General features: G+C 36.6%; 14 protein-coding genes, 1 tRNA gene and 1 pseudogene. 13 read left to right on the top strand and 3 right to left on the bottom strand.

Annotated elements, in window-relative coordinates; translation table 11 throughout:
- Window positions 1–10: 10 nt before the first annotated feature.
- A complete protein-coding gene (locus GAB14E_RS18010; RefSeq protein ID WP_033081072.1) occupies window positions 11–217 on the top strand; it encodes a type II toxin-antitoxin system antitoxin in 207 nt (68 codons plus the stop codon).
- 84 nt (window positions 218–301) lie between these two features.
- On the opposite strand, the gene GAB14E_RS0122570 is transcribed toward GAB14E_RS18010, so the two are convergent.
- Both GAB14E_RS0122570 and yhbY read right to left on the bottom strand, forming a co-directional pair.
- The gene (locus GAB14E_RS0122570) at window positions 302–2,314 is read right to left on the bottom strand and encodes a S8 family peptidase (protein ID WP_052093481.1); all 2,013 of its coding nucleotides are present in this window, start codon (window positions 2,312–2,314) and stop codon (window positions 302–304) included.
- Between the two features lie 662 nt (window positions 2,315–2,976).
- A complete protein-coding gene (gene yhbY, locus GAB14E_RS18015) occupies window positions 2,977–3,273 on the bottom strand; it encodes a ribosome assembly RNA-binding protein YhbY (RefSeq protein ID WP_033081071.1) in 297 nt (98 codons plus the stop codon).
- A 92-nt stretch (window positions 3,274–3,365) separates the two neighbouring features.
- Here yhbY and rlmE point away from each other — a divergent pair, with 92 nt between their 5' ends.
- From rlmE to GAB14E_RS18050, 7 genes are all read left to right on the top strand, one after another.
- The gene (gene rlmE / locus GAB14E_RS18020; RefSeq protein WP_033081070.1) at window positions 3,366–4,016 is read left to right on the top strand and encodes a 23S rRNA (uridine(2552)-2'-O)-methyltransferase RlmE; all 651 of its coding nucleotides are present in this window, start codon (window positions 3,366–3,368) and stop codon (window positions 4,014–4,016) included.
- Between the two features lie 545 nt (window positions 4,017–4,561).
- Window positions 4,562–6,553: an ATP-dependent zinc metalloprotease FtsH gene (ftsH, locus tag GAB14E_RS18025; RefSeq protein ID WP_033081069.1), complete on the top strand. Its 1,992-nt coding sequence runs from the start codon at window positions 4,562–4,564 to the stop codon at window positions 6,551–6,553.
- Window positions 6,554–6,662: 109 nt separating this feature from the next.
- Window positions 6,663–7,490, top strand: a complete 828-nt coding sequence (gene folP, locus GAB14E_RS18030) for a dihydropteroate synthase (protein WP_033081068.1) — start codon at window positions 6,663–6,665, stop codon at window positions 7,488–7,490.
- A gap of 69 nt (window positions 7,491–7,559) precedes the next feature.
- Window positions 7,560–8,897 carry a phosphoglucosamine mutase gene (gene glmM / locus GAB14E_RS18035; RefSeq protein ID WP_033081067.1) on the top strand — a complete coding sequence of 446 codons (1,338 nt, stop codon included), beginning with the start codon at window positions 7,560–7,562 and terminating at the stop codon, window positions 8,895–8,897.
- Window positions 8,898–9,090: 193 nt separating this feature from the next.
- Complete coding sequence (gene tpiA / locus GAB14E_RS18040; RefSeq protein WP_033081066.1) at window positions 9,091–9,861, top strand: triose-phosphate isomerase; 771 nt, start codon at window positions 9,091–9,093, stop codon at window positions 9,859–9,861.
- Between the two features lie 2 nt (window positions 9,862–9,863).
- Entirely contained in the window at window positions 9,864–10,268 is a 405-nt protein-coding gene (secG, locus tag GAB14E_RS18045) for a preprotein translocase subunit SecG (RefSeq protein ID WP_033081065.1), read from the top strand.
- Between the two features lie 159 nt (window positions 10,269–10,427).
- Window positions 10,428–10,512 (top strand) — tRNA-Leu (locus tag GAB14E_RS18050).
- A 751-nt stretch (window positions 10,513–11,263) separates the two neighbouring features.
- On the opposite strand, the gene GAB14E_RS25245 is transcribed toward GAB14E_RS18050, so the two are convergent.
- Window positions 11,264–11,758 carry a transposase gene (locus GAB14E_RS25245; protein WP_462477416.1) on the bottom strand — a complete coding sequence of 165 codons (495 nt, stop codon included), beginning with the start codon at window positions 11,756–11,758 and terminating at the stop codon, window positions 11,264–11,266.
- 1,105 nt (window positions 11,759–12,863) lie between these two features.
- Between GAB14E_RS25245 and GAB14E_RS25470 the strand changes: the two genes are divergently transcribed.
- From GAB14E_RS25470 to GAB14E_RS18060, 5 genes and pseudogenes are all read left to right on the top strand, one after another.
- Entirely contained in the window at window positions 12,864–13,286 is a 423-nt protein-coding gene (locus tag GAB14E_RS25470) for a serine hydrolase domain-containing protein (RefSeq protein ID WP_052093480.1), read from the top strand.
- A 14-nt stretch (window positions 13,287–13,300) separates the two neighbouring features.
- Entirely contained in the window at window positions 13,301–13,852 is a 552-nt protein-coding gene (locus GAB14E_RS25465) for a serine hydrolase domain-containing protein (protein ID WP_197061157.1), read from the top strand.
- Complete coding sequence (locus GAB14E_RS18055; RefSeq protein WP_414734056.1) at window positions 13,849–14,130, top strand: DUF3471 domain-containing protein; 282 nt, start codon at window positions 13,849–13,851, stop codon at window positions 14,128–14,130. Before GAB14E_RS25465 ends, GAB14E_RS18055 begins: the two co-directional genes overlap by 4 nt.
- A 974-nt stretch (window positions 14,131–15,104) precedes the next feature.
- Window positions 15,105–15,918, top strand: a pseudogene (locus GAB14E_RS24440) (IS982 family transposase).
- Between the two features lie 969 nt (window positions 15,919–16,887).
- Window positions 16,888–17,964 carry a hypothetical protein gene (locus tag GAB14E_RS18060; protein ID WP_033081063.1) on the top strand — a complete coding sequence of 359 codons (1,077 nt, stop codon included), beginning with the start codon at window positions 16,888–16,890 and terminating at the stop codon, window positions 17,962–17,964.
- Window positions 17,965–19,272: the final 1,308 nt, after the last annotated feature.

Here is a 19,272-nt window from a genome sequence, read left to right as displayed (position 1 = left end):
GGAGGTAACAGTGGCAGCTAAAAAAAGCTTCCCACTTAGGATTAATCCTGAGGTTCTAGCGGCAATGCAGCGTTGGTCTGATGATGAACTGCGTAGTGTTAATGCTCAGATTGAATATGTACTAAGAAAAGCCTTAGTTGACTCAGGTCGAGTCAAACTTACCCAAAAAGTAGTAACAGTTGTTGAAGATAATGACCTGACTAATAAGAATGGTTAAGCAACTTACGTAAGTTGTGTAAGTTGCTGTACCTTTTATGAATTTATTTAGCTGAAGTTAGCTTTGTTTTATAAGAATTAGTCATTAGTTTTGCCATAAAATACGCATAGCAACCTTATCAAAAACATCATAACCACGTACTTTAATAAAGTAACGGCCGCCTTTAGGTTCCATGTTACAACTTTCGATATTACCAGAGTTAGATTCAAAACAGTCATTATCTTGTGCTGTAGGAGCACTACCTTCTTTTACCCATAGATCTGCATCACCGGTACCATTCCATGTTTGTACCCATAAACCTGAAATGTTGTTAGGAACATCAACCCAAAACAATAACTCTTCATGATGTTCACCAGTTAAATCCCATTGAACATCATCATTTCCTATTTCTATGCCTTCACTAGGTGGGCGCTCTAAGTAGTTAGCGGTTAAGTTAACATCATGAAATGAATTGTAGCCTCGGACCATTATGGAATAGCTTCCAGGACTATTAAGCGTACAGGATTCAACATTACCAGATAGCCATGGTCGACAATCATAATTATCAAGCGTTGCGGTGCCATCAAATTTTACATATAGATCTGCATCGCCATCGCCAGCACTCATTGAAAATGTTACAGCGGTTGAATTTTCAGGGGCGAAAAAGCTAAATAATTGTTGCTCTTTCTCTTCACCGCTAATAATTAGCGGAGTATTTTTCTCTAATGCCGGTATGCTAGGACCAGCTAAAGCAATCGCTTCCTTGACTGCAGCTTGTGCATTTAACATCCCATAACCACAAATAGGGCCTAAGGTATTACATGTGGTGAAGTTTGAAAATTGATCTGCTGTCGCTTTAATTATTTCTTCAATTTCATCGGGTGTCAGTAAAGGATTTACTTCTAACATTAATGCAACAACACCGGCTACTTGTGGTGCAGCCATACTAGTACCGCTTTTAAAAGAATAGCCGGGTGAGGTCGGCCCATCAAGACCAGAGTTGACAGTCGCTATTATACTACTGCCAGGAGCTGTAATGTCTACGGCACCATCAAAATCTGAGTAATTAGAGTAACTTGCTTTATCACCAGAATTATCACTAGCTGCAACGGTTATAACACCATCACAATTTGCTGGCGATTGTTGCGATGCATTAACATTGCTATTTCCTGCAGAAACAACAACAGTTGCTCCTTGTGAACGAGCATAATCAATAGCGGCCTGATAGCCACCGCAACTGCTTGACCCACCTAAGCTGAGGTTAATTACTTTTGCTGGTTGGTTATTAATAGGAAAGTTGGCTATTTCTTTACCTGCGGCCCAATAAATACTGTCGATAATATCAGAGCGATAACCTGAGCCACATCTACCTAATGCTCTTACATGAATTAAGTTTGACTCAGGTGCAATGCCCATAGCACCAATAGTATTATCCATACTAGCGCCAATAATTCCTGCCACATGTGTACCATGCCAAATACTATTTTTGGCTTCACAGTCTATGCCCGTTCCTGGATCGTGAGCATCCATGTCTCGTCCATCGCCGTCATTAGAGTGAGAAGTGTAACTGATCATATCGTAACCATTAATAGTACGTTCATCATAATCGGGGTGATCAGCAAAGCCAGTATCGATTATTGCGACGTTAATATCTTTGCCACGAGCTAAATCCCAAGCAGCAACAGCATTAATACCTCTAAAGCTGTTTTCAATGCTATACATGCTTGCAGCATAATGATCATTTGGTAATGCATGGGCATAAACAATATCGTCTTCTTCAATAGCGATAACTTCACCATTGAGAGCCAAATCGTCTAATAAAGCCTGCATCGATGAATAATCACTGGCTTCAATGAGTACATCCCCAGAGGCAAGTGTTCTTTTAAAATTAATCTTACTTTTACCTTGAACTAAAATAGGGTTGTTTTTCTGAAGGCTAGCTTGGTCAACACTTAATGGTTTGTTAACTTTTAATTTAACTATAAAGTGTTTTTTTAATCCTCTTTCAAAAATAGCTGCATTATTTTCAGGAATAAGCGTAGCATTTATTTCTGCTGAATTGACCTGAGGTGTTAATGCTGTACTTATCGCTGTAGCTATCATGATTTTTTTAAACATTTTGGTACCTAAAATTATTAATTTCCGTTATTAAAAACTAGTTGATTAAACTAGGTGTTTTTTAGATGACATGCTCTTGAAGTTGAAATGTTTGAAGACTATTTTTTAAATTACAGACTTCCATTTCTATAATGTTACTTTGTTAAAGTAGGTGCAGTATATTTGAAAAATGCGATCAATTTCAATGGCTTAGGTAGTGGGTGACTATTCGTTTTATATGATGATTTAGTTATGAAAGCTCAAATGGCGTTAAACAACAATTAATTTATTGGTGAGTAAACTTTGCTCAGTTATTGCTAATCTGTTCGCCTAACTTTGATCGTATAACAACATAAATACAAAATACGGAATACTAAACAATGAGAATGAGTTCTTTATTCGATAGTTAGACGGAGCGTAATAAGGGGCTATTTTGAATGGTTATTCATTTTCTAAGTAGAAATGATTAGTAATAATAATTTAATTAGTTATATATCAATTGGTTATATGGTTATATTGATGGGGGAGGTATTGCTGAGCGGGAAGGTTTGAAACTGAACTGAACTGAACTGAACTGAACTGAATTGGAGTAGAACTGATTTACATTTTATGAATACTAAAGATGAATAATCCTTTTATAGTAGAGTCTCTAGAGTTTTCTACTATAAAAGGAAGAGTTCGAACTAAGCTTTAGGTATACGAATTTTCTTTTCTTCACTTTCACGGTAAATAACTAAAGTTTTACCAATTACTTGTACTTGAGTTGATTTAGTTTCACGACAAATAGCTTCAACGATTAACGCTTTGGTTTCTTTATCATCTGTCGGGATTTTTACTTTGATCAGCTCATGATGATTTAATGCATAATCAATCTCTGCTACAACCGCTTCTGTTAAGCCATTATTACCTAATAAAACTATTGGTTTAAGAGAGTGTGCAACACCTCGAAGGTGTTGAATTTGTTTTTTGTTTAAGTTCATTACTAAATTTCGTTATCTGTTGCCTTGAATTGCCGACATTTTACCCTTATCTACTGACTAATACTAATAGTTAAGCTATTTATGAGAAAAGAATGAATTCGAGTAAGAAAAACCCGGTAAATAAAAAGCACAAAGCGAGTAGCCAACGTTGGTTAGATGAACACTTTGATGATGAATACGTAAAAAAAGCACAACGTTTAGGTTTACGTTCCCGTGCAGTATTTAAACTTGAAGAAATCAATATAAAAGACAAATTGATTAAACCAGGCATGAAGGTTGTCGATTTAGGGGCCGCGCCAGGTGGCTGGTCAGAGTATGCTGTAAAAGCCGTGGGTGATAGGGGGCAAGTGATCGCCTGTGATATTTTACCTATGGATCCCCTTGCAGGTGTTGAATTTCTCGAAGGAGACTTTCGAGAAGAAGAAGTACTCGATACGTTATTAACTCGCATAAATGGTAAGAACATCGATGTAGTTATGTCTGACATGGCAGCAAACATGACGGGTAATGAAAGTGCCGATTCAGCGCGTAGTATGTACTTAGTGGAGTTAGCGCTAGATATGTGTAGCCAGGTATTAAAACCTAATGGTGCGTTTGTAGTAAAAGTTTTTCAAGGTGCCGGTTTTGAGGATTACATGAAAGCGACTCGCGCAGTCTTTAAAACGGTTAAAACCCGTAAGCCAGAATCATCAAGAGCTCGTTCAAGGGAAGTTTACCTTGTTGCAACAGGTTACAAAGGCTAATTAGCGGGAAAAAGCTGACAAAGTGTATTATTACCGTATGGTGAAACATGTGGTTCAGAGTTACTTGAGTGTTTTTAAGTCATAATTCTGTCTTTATATGTCTCAGGCAGCTTTGAGCAAACTATATAGTTAATTAAATTTTTATCTGTTTAATGTAACTAGTTGTTACGAGCTACTAAAGTTAAATAGCGACAAGCCTTGAATTGTAGTAAATTAGGCACAATAGACTAGTATAGATTTATACTAATAAATATCGAATACCAAACGGACTAATTAAATGATTACTTAGCGAGTAATTTAAAGCCTTATAGGCAAGGCATTGATTGTAGGAAATGGTTATCCCTTTTTAAAATCAATAACGCTGATTATATGGCTTTTAAACTCGCCCTTCGGGAACTCGTTAGCAAACTGATAACAGCACAAAGTGAATGAAATATAAAATATTATGTTTAATCCACTTTGATTGTTAAAAGTTCGCGAGTGTAGTTCTAAGTCAACCAGTTAATCAATCCATTTGGTATCTAATATCACAAGAGGTCATTAAGTTGAGCGATATGGCGAAAAATCTTATTTTATGGTTAGTTATTGCAGTTGTTTTGATGAGTGTATTTCAGAGTTTTACTCCGAATACCACAGAAAATCAACAAATGGATTACACCCGCTTTATCAAGGATGTACGTCAAGGACAAATTCGCGATGCGAGTGTTGACCGTAATGGCGTAATCACTGGTGAAAAGCGTAGTGGCGAAGCATACAAAACCGTTATTCCAGGTGGCTATGATCGTGATTTAATAAACGATTTAGTTAAACAGGGCGTTCGTGCTGAAGGTAAGTTACCTGAAGAAACAAGTTTCTTAACTACTATTTTCGTTTCTTGGTTTCCAATGATTCTGCTTATTGGTGTATGGATTTTCTTCATGCGTCAAATGCAAGGTGGCGGCGGTAAAGGCGCTATGTCATTTGGTAAATCTAAAGCGCGTCAATTAAGTGAAGAGCAAATCAAAACTACTTTCGCTGATGTCGCAGGCTGTGATGAAGCTAAAGAAGATGTTGCTGAATTAGTTGACTATTTACGTGAGCCTGGACGCTTTCAAAAATTAGGTGGCCGTATTCCATCAGGTATTTTACTTGTCGGTCAGCCAGGTACAGGTAAAACATTACTTGCTAAAGCTATTGCCGGTGAAGCGAAAGTACCATTTTTCACTATTTCAGGCTCTGATTTTGTAGAGATGTTTGTTGGTGTTGGTGCGTCACGTGTACGTGACATGTTCGAACAAGCTAAAAAAGCTGCACCATGTATTATCTTTATTGATGAAATCGATGCGGTAGGTCGCCAACGTGGCGCAGGCATGGGTGGTGGACACGATGAACGTGAACAAACGCTAAACCAAATGTTAGTTGAAATGGATGGTTTTGAGGGTAATGAAGGTGTAATCGTTATTGCCGCAACTAACCGTCCTGACGTACTAGATCCAGCGTTACTTCGTCCAGGTCGTTTTGATCGTCAAGTGACTGTTGGTTTACCTGATATTCGTGGTCGTGAACAAATTCTTAAAGTTCATATGCGTAAAGTACCATTAGGTGATGATGTAAATGCTGAAGTTATTGCACGTGGCACACCAGGATTCTCAGGCGCTGATTTAGCAAACTTAGTAAACGAAGCTGCTTTATGTGCAGCACGTACTGAACGTCGTTTAGTAAGTATGAAAGAATTTGATGCCGCTAAAGATAAAATCATGATGGGCTCAGAACGTAAGTCTATGGTAATGAGCGAGTCAGAAAAAGAAATGACTGCTTACCATGAAGCGGGTCATGCCCTAATTGGTCGTTTAGTGCCGGATCATGATCCTGTTTATAAAGTGAGTATTATTCCTCGTGGTCGCGCCCTTGGTGTAACAATGTACTTACCAGAGCAAGACAGATTCAGTCACTCAAAGCAGCATTTAGAAAGTAATATCTCTTCTTTGTACGGTGGTCGTATTGCTGAAGAGGTTATTTACGGTAGTGATAAAGTGTCTACCGGCGCTTCAAACGACATTGAGCGTGCCACTAACATTGCTCGTAAGATGGTAACACAATGGGGTTTGTCTGAAAAAATGGGTCCTATGTTATTTGCTGAAGAAGAGGGTGAAGTTTTCTTAGGTCGCAGTTCAGCTAAATCGCTACATATGTCTGATGAAACAGCTAAATTAATTGATGAAGAGATTAAAGTGTTGATTAATCGTAACTATCAACGTGCGGAAACATTAATTAAAGACAATCTCGATATTCTTCATGCCATGAAAGATTGTTTGATGAAATATGAAACTATTGATGCGCTACAAATTGATGATTTGATGGCGAGAACACCTGTTCGTGCTCCTGCAGGCTGGGATGATAAAGATAGTTCTAACTCAACAAAAAACAATGGCAACGGTGATACTACTGCAAAAGTAGATGCAGCGAGTAAAGATGCTGAGCCAACTAAGGACACTGAGCAAGTTAGTTCAGTAGAGCCTGATACTAGTAAACCAAGCGGTGATACGCCTTCAAGCTAATACGCGCTTTCAGAAAATAGTAAAGCCTCGATATTTACATTAAATATCGAGGCTTTTTCATATGCAGACTTTCCCTTGTTCGAAAAATATTAATAAAGATTAAAATAGAATGACACATAATAAATTTTTATCAGAGAACTTAAAGAAGCCACAAGTGATGGGGATTCTTAATGTTACTCCTGACTCATTTTCTGATGGTGGTAAGTTTGCCACCTTTGATAAAGCATTGACACAAGTTGCACAAATGATCAGTGATGGTGCTGATATTATCGATATTGGCGGAGAATCGACTCGTCCTGGCGCTGTTGATGTTAGCGAAAAAGATGAGTTAGCACGGGTTATTCCCTTACTTAAAGCGATTAAAAAAAAATTTACTATCCGGGTATCTATCGATACCAGCAAAGCCGAGGTTATGTCACAAGCCATTATTCATGGCGCAGACATTATTAATGATGTTCGCGCGTTACAAAATGACGGTTGTTTAGCTGTACTGGCTAATAGTAATGTACCAGTGTGTTTAATGCATATGCAGGGTTTACCACGTTCAATGCAAGAAAACCCACAGTATGACGATGTTATTGATGATATTAAGCAGTTTTTTATTGAGCGCATTAAGGTTTGTGAGCAGGCTGGTATTAAGCGAGAAAGATTGATTTTAGATCCAGGTTTTGGTTTTGGTAAAACGTTAGAACAAAATTATCAATTACTTGCGCAGTTATCACAATTTAAAGATTTAGGTTTACCCATATTGTCAGGAACCTCGAGAAAATCAATGATAGGCAATTTATTAGCACGTAATGTCGATGAACGCCTTGCAGGCAGTATTACTACCGCTATAATAGCCACACAGCATAACGCTAGCATAATTCGGGTACATGACATTAAAGAAACAGTCGATGCCCTAAAAATCTTATCCATGACCGCTAAGTACCAGTAAGCGGTCTTGAAAATATAAACATAGCAGCTAAGTAAAGCGGCTATAGAACAAAATATATAAGGAAAATATATGTCTGATCGTAAATATTTCGGCACTGACGGTATCCGCGGTTTAGTGGGGCAGCACCCAATCACACCAAATTTTGTAATGAAGTTAGGTTATGCCGCAGGTAAAGTTTTAGCCGGACAAGGCACTAAAAAAGTACTTATTGGTAAGGATACCCGTATCTCAGGTTACATGCTTGAATCAGCACTCGAAGCGGGTTTTTCAGCGGCAGGTATCGACGTAGGTCTTCTTGGTCCTATGCCAACACCAGGTATTGCGTATTTAACTAAAACATTCAGAGCCGAAGCTGGCATCGTTATTAGTGCCTCGCACAACCCATTTTACGACAACGGTATTAAGTTTTTCTCACAATCAGGAGAAAAACTTCCTGATGCAGTAGAGCTTGCCATTGAAGCCGAGTTAGATAAAGAAATGGGCTGTGTTGAGTCTGCAAAATTAGGTAAAGCAACTCGTATCAATGATGCTGCAGGGCGTTATATCGAATTTTGTAAAAGTAATTTCCCAAGTCGAATTTCATTAAAAGATCTAACCATAGTGGTTGATTGTGCCCATGGTGCTACCTATCACATTGCGCCTAACGTATTTCGTGAACTAGGCGCAACTGTTATTGAAATTGGTACTGCCCCAAATGGTACCAATATCAATGATGGTTGTGGCGCAACATCAATGGACGCAATCAGCAAAGCGGTTGTTGAGCACAAAGCCGATTTAGGTATTGCCCTTGATGGTGATGGCGACCGTATTATGATGGTAGACCATACAGGTTATGTTATTGATGGCGATGAAATTATCTATATTATCGCGTGTAACGATTTAAAAACCGGCCGAAAAGAGGGGGGGGTAGTTGGTACCCTAATGAGTAATATGGGCTTAGAATTAGCCTTAAAAGAATTAGGTATTGAATTTGCCCGTAGTAATGTTGGTGACCGCCATGTAATGGAATTATTAAAAGAAAAAGGCTGGCAACTAGGCGCTGAAAACTCAGGTCATGTTATTAACCTCAATCACACCTCTACCGGTGATGGTATCATTGCTGCACTTAATGTACTTACCGCAGTAACCAAACAAGAGAAATCGTTATTTGAGTTACGCCAAGATATTACCATGTTGCCACAACTGCTGGTTAATGTTCGTTTTTCCGGTGAAAATAATCCATTGAACGACGCTGCGGTATTAGCTTCTGTTGATGAAGTTAATGAAGTATTGACAGGTCGCGGCCGAGTATTGTTGCGTAAATCAGGTACTGAGCCATTAATTCGCGTTATGGTTGAGGGCCCAGAGATGGATGAAGTTACACTATTAGCGAACAAAATTGCCGATTTAGTGAAACTCGTTAAATAATAACAGCTAGTAATAGCTATATTGTGCTAAATGCCGCGATAAGTATAAAAAAACTGCAACTAGTAAAAGATATGTGTTAAATACTTGTATCTTTTGCGTAGGTTAGTTACTATCTCGCGGCTTCATTTTAGCAATGACTCCATTTAATACTTAACTGAAGTCATAAAATAATAACCTAGGCTAAGAGATAAAAATGACTAGACAAGCAATTGTAGCCGCAAATTGGAAGATGAACGGTGACTCAGCCCTAGTTGATGCTATGGTTTCAGGGTTAAAAGATGTTAAACTATCATCACATGTTGATGTTGTTATATGTCCTAGCTTCCCCTATTTATCTGAGCTTAATCAGAAAATAAAAACAGCTAACTTAAATGAAGCAATTCATGTTGGCTCGCAAAATGTGAGTGAACATGAAAGTGGAGCTTATACAGGTGAAGTATCTACAGCTATGTTGAAAAACTTAGCGATTAACTATGTAATAGTTGGTCATTCTGAGCGTAGAAGTATCTATAAAGAAACATCTACCCAAGTTGCAAAAAAAGTTCATGCTGTATTAAACGCAGGTTTAACACCAATATTATGTATTGGAGAAAGCGAAGCAGAACGAGTAACAGGAGAAACCGAAACTGTGTTGTCGGCACAGGTTCAGCCAGTTATCGATGAAGTTGGTATAGAGAAATTTAACGATGTTGTTATCGCTTATGAACCCGTTTGGGCCATAGGAACGGGTAAAACAGCATCAAGTGCGATGGCACAAGAAACACATCAGTTTATTCGCCAATTCTTAGCTCAGCAAAACGAGCAAGTGGCGGCTAAAGTACCATTACTCTACGGTGGCAGCGTTAACGCAGCTAACTGTGAAGAATTATTCGCACAAACTGATATAGACGGTGGTCTTATTGGTGGTGCTAGTTTAAAAGCTGAACAATTCAAAGTGATTTGTTTAGCAGCAAAAGGAAAATAGAAATGTTGTATCAAATATTAATTATCGCTTACGTACTTATTGCTTTAGCCCTAATCGGTTTAGTGTTAATTCAACAAGGTAAAGGCGCAGATATGGGCGCATCTTTTGGTGCTGGATCTTCTGCAACTGTTTTTGGTTCAGGTGGTTCAGGTAACTTCTTAACTTCTGCAACAACTTACCTAGCCGTAGCCTTTTTTGCTATTAGCTTAATTCTAGGTAACTTAACTGCCAACCGCACTAAAGCTGTTGATGAGTGGAATAACCTAGCAGTTCCCGCTGAACAAGCAGTTGATGCCATTCCAGGTGAAAGCCTTGAAGCTACCACATTACCAGCTGCTCAAAACAGCGATGTACCAGCTTCTGATGAACCTGCTAAGAAAGAAGAAAACAGCAACGTTCCAGACTAAATTGTTCTGATTAAATTAACTAAACTTCAACTTAGTTAAAAGTACAAAGTTTTTAAATCTAGTCTTGCGTGGATTGCGGGTCTAAAAGTTAAGTGCTCTTATTTTGCCTCATAATAAGCAAGTTAACTTAGTAAAACAGATAATATAGTTTAGTATTGCGCGGATGTGGCGGAATTGGTAGACGCGTCAGCTTGAGGGGCTGGTGACTTAGGTCGTGGGGGTTCAAGTCCCCCCATCCGCACCACTAAACTTATACAAAAAGACATTTAAAGGCCGATTCGTGATGAATCGGCCTTTTTCGTTTGGTTGCTAATTATTCCTGACAGGTTGGCTATCTCGGTAGTTATTTACCTGACATCGATCTTATGTTTGTATTGCAGCTCGATAAAATCTTTTCTTCAATCTGATATGTCTCCCAATTGTCGACTTTCAAATACCCACCAAATCAATACACTTAATCTGAATAATATATTCTGGTTATGAATGGTCGGGGGAGTATCTAAAAATTGTTGTTTAGAGTGTTTTGATGGGGAGGGCTAAGTTAGCTGTTTGTATTTTTATAAATGATTACTTTGTGCGCATCAATGTCATTAACTTAAGGATTTAACGCATACGTTTATAATTCATTGGGAACTTATTTGTCTTGTTTCTAGGGTCTTGTCGAACAAACTTACAATCAGGTCGAATTACACTTTAATTCTTTGATATTTTACTTATCAGTAATTCATAAAGCTCAAGTTCAGCTAGCCTCATTGTGAACCGAACAATATTGTCTTTAAGCTGGTTTATCGCAAAGGTGAAATTGATTTTATATTCATAGAGTCTCTTGTTTTTAGGCTACTTTATTTTTCGTTTTGCATCATGGATTGCAGAAGCAGCAAGGTTTTTAGTCAATAGCTTAGCGTGTAAGTCTTGTAAAATACCTTCAACAGAAATACGAGAATAATTCTCAATATTGAGGCTCTTTTCAATACTTTGTAATCTTCTTCAACTCCTCAGCGTTGGTGATATAAATTATCGAAAATAGAAGTAGGATAAGCTTTCAAGTCTGTTAATGATGAAACTAAAATCTCTGGCTCTCCTGATGGCAGCTCAACTCGCACTAATCTTAAACAAAGAGATTCGGTTGATATTTTGTCTTTTCTACATCGACGGAGAGACTTCTCAATAGAAGGGAAATCAACATTTTTTAGCCTATGATATTTATAAAACCAAACGGCAGGATAACCTCTGTCATAAACGACTAAGTCGCCTGTTTGGGTTTTATTTAAATGTTTTAGCGCCATTTCACGGTCTCCTGTTGAATGGCTTTCTACCTGTAAATCTAGGGTAATATTATTCTTAACATCATAAAGTTGTGAAAGACGAACATGAGGCATAGCAGCATGTGGGCGATCTTTACCAAAATGCTCAAGTAGTTCGTCAGAGATAGGTAATTGTGTGACTGACCCATCAACAGCTAATAGTCTATGGGCTTGCCATGTATCAATGGTTGCAGCTTCATAGAACGCTTGAACTAGTTCATCGTTTAACTCATAAAAGCCTGATGGGACAGTTTCATTCTGGCTTTACAAAAAGCAGCAGTGCTAACTGATGTTGTTGACAAGTGGCTATCAAAGATAACATTGAAAAACCGAACGAGTTCAGCCTGAATTGACCCATTGAGAGCATTCAACATAAAACTCATTAAACAAGGAGAGGTAAGGGGGCGACTTCGAGTGAAATCAGTAAGTTTTTTACGGTGACTTTCTAAAAATTCAGTTGAGTGAATCTTATTGGTTGACTTTTGTACTATTTGAATTAAATACTGAACAGCTCATTGGTGATTTCTCTCTATTTTTAATTCATAGTTAGGTTATCAACTAGCTAACTTATTGTAAGTACGTAAATTAACTTTAAGTTAATGACATTGTTGTGGGCATTGAAGTCATTAGCATTTATTCTATTGCCATATATTTTATAATCCTTTTCAAAGTCATATTCCTGTTGAGTCTCAGGGGATTCAGCAAAAAACAATAAAATTGTAACAACTAACTGATAGTGTTTTTATATACAGTTCATATGTGAATTTAATTATTTGCGTAATAAAAGGGGTAACTTAATCTTTCACTTATTGACCAGTTTAGGTGGTTTATTCTAAGTCGTTGATCTAGATAGTAATTAAGTGTATTGTTTATTCAATGTAAAAAACATGAAATTTACCCTTCTAATAATTGTTATATGCAGCGTTGAACATAGGTGATATGACAAAGTCTGTGTTTATTATCTGATAATAATAGTATCGACAATTGAACTTTCTTTGAGTGCTGTAAGCAGGATGGTGCTCTCAGGAAAATTAAGGGATGTAAGTCACCTATTTCATGACGAATGACTAAAAGGAAATTATTTTCCGATACACAAAACTATTTAATAAAGGAACTATCATTGAAATATTCAATTTAAATCACCGGCTTTCTCTATTCTTCGCTTATTTCACTATCTCTATTAACATTCACAAGTGCAGTTTATGCGAACACCGATGCCGTTAAGGTAATTGATAATAATTTAAAAAGTAACATAAGGGTTAACGACTCAAGTACTTCAATAGTAAATCGTATGAAGCAATTAAATGTGCCAGGCCTTAGTATTGCACTAATTCATAACGGAAAAATTGATTGGGCAAAAGGTTATGGTATTGCTAATGGTACAAGTAAGGTAGACACAAATACTCTTTTTCAAGCTGGCTCAATTAGTAAGCCAGTTGCCGCCCTTGCCGCACTAAAATTGGTTGAACAAGGTAAGTTGCAGCTTGATGTTGATCAATACCTAAAAGACTGGAAGGTTGAGGGAGACTTATTAACTAAAGAAAAACCAGTTACTTTACGTCAGCTTCTTACGCATACCGGCGGCCTTAGTGGTCACGGATTTCCTGGGTATGCAACAGGTAGTGAAATACCAAGTACAACGGATGTGCTAAGCGGCAAAGGAAATACCCATGAAGTTATAGTTAATCAGATTCCAGGAAGTAAATGGCGATAGGTGGCTATACAGTCATGCAAAAAATAGTAGAAGATGTCACTGGGGTATCATTTTCTGAATATGCTGACAATCAAACTCTTAAGCCAATGGGGATGGTCAATAGAACCTTTCAACATGCTTTACCCAAAACGTTAAAACAGCGTGCCAGTGCAGCGTATGACCGTAATGGAAAAGTGCACTCCGCAATTTATAATGATTACCCTGAGAAGGCCGCGGCCGGCTTATGGACTACTCCTTCAGAACTAGCTATTTACATCATGCACATGCAAGCAATAATGGCCGGAAAGAAAGACGGAATAATAAAGAAAACCACAGTAGAATCTATGTTCACTAAGCACCAAAAAAATTGGGGGCTAGGGCCCGCTATGAGTGAAGTTAATAATCAACTTGTCTTTGGGCATGGTGGCAAAAATCTTGGTTTTACCAATAAGTTTAAAGCCTTCGTAAATAAAGGTGAGGGCATGATAGTGATGAGTAATGGTGATAATGGCCGTTCAATTTATCAAGATATTATGAGGTATATCTCAAAATATTATGATACGGGTATCACTCAAGACAAACCATAGATGCGTTAACTTTATCTCTGGATGAACTCAAGGCTTATACCGGACAGTATAAAATGAAAACTGGTGGTGGTTTCATTGTGAAACTTAAAGTTTTTGATGGACAGCTGAAGATTAAGGCGCAAAACGAAACTCAGTTTTCGCGCTTAGTACCAACCAAAAAGATAACCTTTATTAATGTTGAATCTGGAATGAAACCGTTAGTTTTTCGCAAGGATGATACCGGTAAAGTCAGAGGTTTACGGGTAGCAAAAAGATTTAAATTTGATAAAATCGAATAAAAGGTTCCCCCTCTTCGAGTAGCGAATTTGAGCCTAGGCGGGAGGTGTTCATCAATACAATTCATTTTGGCAGATAGTTTGTCTTGGTTTTTTTGCATGACGCTTGCCTATTCTAAAGGTGTTATGAATAGAAAATCTAATCTGAATTAGTGTTTTTACATTACTGCTTAATGTCGTGTTTGTGGTAGAACGAGACCTTTTGAACAAATGATTTAATCGATATTTATTTGTTGGGATGTAAAGATCACTTTGTGCGCGCACGGTATCGATTCGTGTGTATCCGAATTTTTTGATTTGATAAAAAATAAAATAGTATCTCTGAGGAAGACGCCAATCATTTAAGATTAAGAGTGCTGACTGTTGATCAAGTGAAAAATGATTTTTAGTTTTATTCTGTTAGTTAATACAAAATCTAATCCAAAGTATCGATATCAACTGAGTGACTCATGACCGCTTTGTGGTAATCTCCCCATTTTTAATGGAGATCAGAAGTAGACGTTTTTCTCTGTGTTAGTCTACGTTTTTTAATTGGGGTTATACCACCAATTCCCATGTTAGGTCGCTCATGGTTATAAGTCCATAAGCTGTGATATTTACATAAAAAAATATCATCAATTAGATCAAAAATTTACTAAAAATGGTATTACTTGAGTTATTTCTGTTTTGTTATCTTCAATTTATTCTATTGCTTGCCGCTATAAAGGTTTACTTTCAGCTACCTTTGCCGCGATAACTTTATGCTCGATGATCAGCAGATTTAGAATAAAAAACTATTCATCGTTGTTTGATATCCGCATATTCAACATAGTGTACTTGGCATTGATAATTAACCTGAAAACTGGATAAGGATTGAACTAACTGTCCAGCTTACGATCAGATCTTTCGACTAAAAACGATTTTAATGCAACAAAGGTAGTAAAATTAATAACTTAAAATATATATTTTTCGATATCGATGATTTTTGACATAAATTTATCCCTGCATAGGAGGCAGAATTAATCGCTAACGGAACCAAAAAAAGAAAACGCTAGTCAAAGATGATATTGAGTGAATGACTATCGATATTGCTTTTTATTGGTAGGATAATGTATGTATTTCAATACCTACCTGTTGGTTTTGTTCGGGGTATTGGCAACGTGATTTCCCAAGCCTACTAAATTACATGCGTTTTTTACACAAAATGTCTTCTTTAATTGTACCTATGTACGTACGCTTACTTTCAAACGATAAAAGGAAAGCTCAAAGGTATTGAGTTTGTCGAAAAGTTTGCCACAATATCCGTATTCCACGCAATAGGGTCTTTGATGGTGTTGCCAAACGTGGGAAGGGAACAGTGGGCTGGTTTTACGGTTTCAAGCTTCATTTATTGATTAACCATGTAGGGGAAATTATTTCTCTGAAGATAACACCAGATAATACAAACGATAGAACGCCTATTCCAAAGTTATGTAAAAACCTCTACGGAAAGCATTATGCGGACAAAGGATATCTCGGTAAAAAGCTAATGATAAGCTAGCGGCGAATGACGTTGGTTTAGTCACTATTGTTCGTAAAAATATGAAAGCTAAGGCAATGTCTGTATTTTATAGGACAGTGTTATCAAAGAGATACATTATTGAAACGATAAATGGTCAACTCAAAAACATCTCACAAATAGAACATAGTCGACATCGTAGTGAGGCCGGCTTTATGTTGAATGTCATTTCAGGCATAGTGGCTTGTTGCTTAAAAAAACAAAAACCACGTATTAAGCTATCACCGAGTCAATTTGGATTAAAGTCGATCTAGAAAAATAGTATTCTTAAACAGAACTCAGGTTAATTATTATCAGTTTGTTGCTTTTGTTCTATGTAATTGAGCTTGTAATGAGAGATTTTTCTAGCTCTATCGTAGACGTAATAAGGTTAGAGAACTACCAAGCTAACCTACATCCATTATCAACAGTCAACCCCTTACCATGGATGAAGTACCCTTCACTTGGTCTAACAGCCGATGGTTTTTGCATGCCCAAATTTGCTCGAAGGATTTACATGTAAATTATTGACCGATGGTTAGGCTGTTTACTGCAAAACTTAAGGAAAAAAAGGACACTATAGCATGCTAGTTTTTGGTACACTCCAGGCGCTATTTCGACAGAGCGTCACTCTTAGAGCCGACAGCAGTAATCGAGACTATTGATGAAATAGCGCAGCTTTATAAAGTTGAGGAGTACATCAAAGAATACATCACCGAGCTTGCGATGCGTTAGCTTAGCGAAAAAGACCGTGAGCCATTTTACAAATTTTGTAACTGGGTTTTCGAGCAATAACAACGAGCCCATTTAACACCCAGAAAAACTAACTGAAGCGTTAAATTATTCGAATGAACGGCAAGTTGAATAAAAAAATATCATGTAGCCCTGTGTTGCCATCGATACCAAATGCCTAGAGAACTTTAGGTGTTCTTCTTAAGGGGGGGGGGATTTCTGGAATGAACTCGGCGTAGAGTTGTTAGGTTTTTTACAATATTTTGGATTACTTGCCACTTGCCACTTGCAATAAATCAATCCCTATCTTGTTAAGGTATTGAAAAGTATTAGCATGCATTCCTTTCAAAAATTGAATAGTTACGCCTAGAATGCGGAAATGAAAATTAAGAACATGCTTCTGTTGTATTATTTCTTAAGATTTAATCTATGAATTCACATTAGACAATATCTACCTAGGCTTTCATGGTATAATCTATTTTATACATTTTAAATTTAGGTGCCAAATAATAATGAATGGTCTAACACACGAGCAGTTACTTTTGAGTAGCCTTAATACTATCGGAGGACTGACTGATGACACCTTTTATTATCAGTCAATATTTTTAAGTTCCGTGATTCCAGATAGTACCAATGCTCGTTTTTTACCTGCTATTTTTATTAAAGATAATGACGCAAAGCTATTTGTAAAAAGAAAAATTACAAAAAAAGAATTAGTCCATATGTATAACGCAGAGGATCATGTTCTAATAGGTCAGTCTTGCATGATCAATTGTCTTAAATACGGTTCTTCTGACTGGAAAAAAGCTAATCAGACTATAGAGTCTATTCTAGAGCTAGGGGATAATATTTCTGTTTCTGAGCTCATTCAGGCTCCAACACTCTACCCAGTTGAGGATGGAAAGTATCAGATTTTAACAGGGCACAGGCGTTTCTTTGCTTTAATTTATGCTAATGGCTATGACTCAACAGCACAGTTTAAGCTTTATAACACTAAGCCTCTGTTAGTTAAAGTTAAACAATTTCAAGAAAATGCCAGTAGAGAAGAGCTGCCACAATATGGAAAATTGATGGCTTTCGAAAGTGCAATGAGTGAAATAACGACACTCAACACCGCTCGGATCAAGTTAGGGTTAAAAAAGTTGACCGTAAAAGAAATTGCTACTAATTTAGGGATTTCTATGGGGACATTTGATAATTATAATGTTCTAAGCCGATATAAATGTGTAATAACAGCTTATGAGTCAGGATTAAGCACTCCCTTTATTAAAGTTAAAAAAATGGTTTTAACAGTTGAAACAGAGTATAAAATACAATATAAAAAATCGGTGCTTAATTTAACAGATAAAAAAAATATCGATAATGAAATTCAATCTAAATTATTAAATAAAATCCCACTAAGGCCGATACCTAAAACCTACAAAGTTGAAAATATAAAATCGGCTAATACAATAAAAGCCTTGTTAATGGCAAACATTATGGAGCTAGAGACAGGTATCGATTGGGATAACATTGATTGGGACGATCATGCTGCAGTTTCAATGATATTTTCCTCTGTTATTGAATTTTTAGAAAATACTAATAATTAACTATAACGCCAATCAGTTAACAACTAATTGGCGTTATTATATTTTATACATCTCGTTTTGTCATAGCCTTAACCACCCTTGAAAATCCCTTTATGTTCGTTTGGGCAAGATAAACTGGAGTCTGTTAGTTTTTGATTGATATAAGGCGATGCAGGATTAATATTATGCGCCATTTAAGTCACTTTAATGCTGATAAAATGATAGGAAAGTGGGTCTGTCATTGAGGTAGCATCGACTAGGATATCCCCTCAAACAAAGAGGCAGTTAATTGATGCACAATTCCATTTGGAATACCATGGGGGGTCTTGGGTAAGCAGCTTCATGCTTGTCATTATGAAAAATAAATTATTCTCTTTTGTATCTGGTGTTCGTCACACCACTCTATTGTTTCAGAGTAGTTGTATATCATAATGTAAAGGGGTGAGTTTAGTGTAAGTTGTTGATATTGATGGTGACCTGTGTTTTTAGAGGGTGACAATGTCTGATTATTTATGATATCCATTGATTAACTCGAGTAATAACATTTTTGATAAGGGATTAAAATGCTTTGGATAAAAATAAGAAAGTGAGTGAAAAATAGTAATTTAAAGGCATAATAAAATCGATGCTGACTGAGCATCGAATTTTTATTTCATTCAGTTAAAAATAAATCTGATTTTTCAAACTTATCGGAATCATAAGTTATGTATTAATATTAATATTTATTGTCCTGATGGCTTAATAATAAACCATGTTTATGAGTCCCTATTATTACTAGGCCTATTGATAAGCAATACAGTTATTACAATGAATGATAGCTAGTAAGTTATCCTTTTTTTGATAAAATATCATTTTTATTAAATATAGAGAATATAGTTATATTTTCTTGCTGATAATCGATGAAATATCGAATTACTAATTAAAATTCATAAGGTTATGGTAATTAAATATTCATTTATACAGTAATGAACTTACAAATAATATAACGATAATAGCTTAGGAATGGGCTTTTTGAATCATGAAGCAACCACCAGCTTTAATTGATAAAGTATAGTTAGCTATAGATTATCGAAAGTAGTGCTTGAAAAGCATATCACGTTTATTACAAAATAAAGACCATCGGTTTTTAATGTAATGAAAAAATAACTAAGGCCTTGTTCAATTTAGATGAAACAAAATAGTTAATATAAATATTAAAAAAATAGTAGGGTTGGTGATGAATATCACTCAACCATATTGGATTTTGAAATTTAAATGCAAAACCTTCTAATAGGTATGCTAGATAAATAAGTATTGCATCATATAAGATGCTAATATAATGTATACAAC

Source organism: Colwellia psychrerythraea, from assembly GCF_000764185.1.
In the GTDB taxonomy this organism is placed as follows: domain Bacteria; phylum Pseudomonadota; class Gammaproteobacteria; order Enterobacterales; family Alteromonadaceae; genus Colwellia; species Colwellia psychrerythraea_B.
The sequence above is the reverse complement of the archived record's forward strand: the minus strand, read 5'-3'. Positions and strand labels throughout refer to the sequence as shown.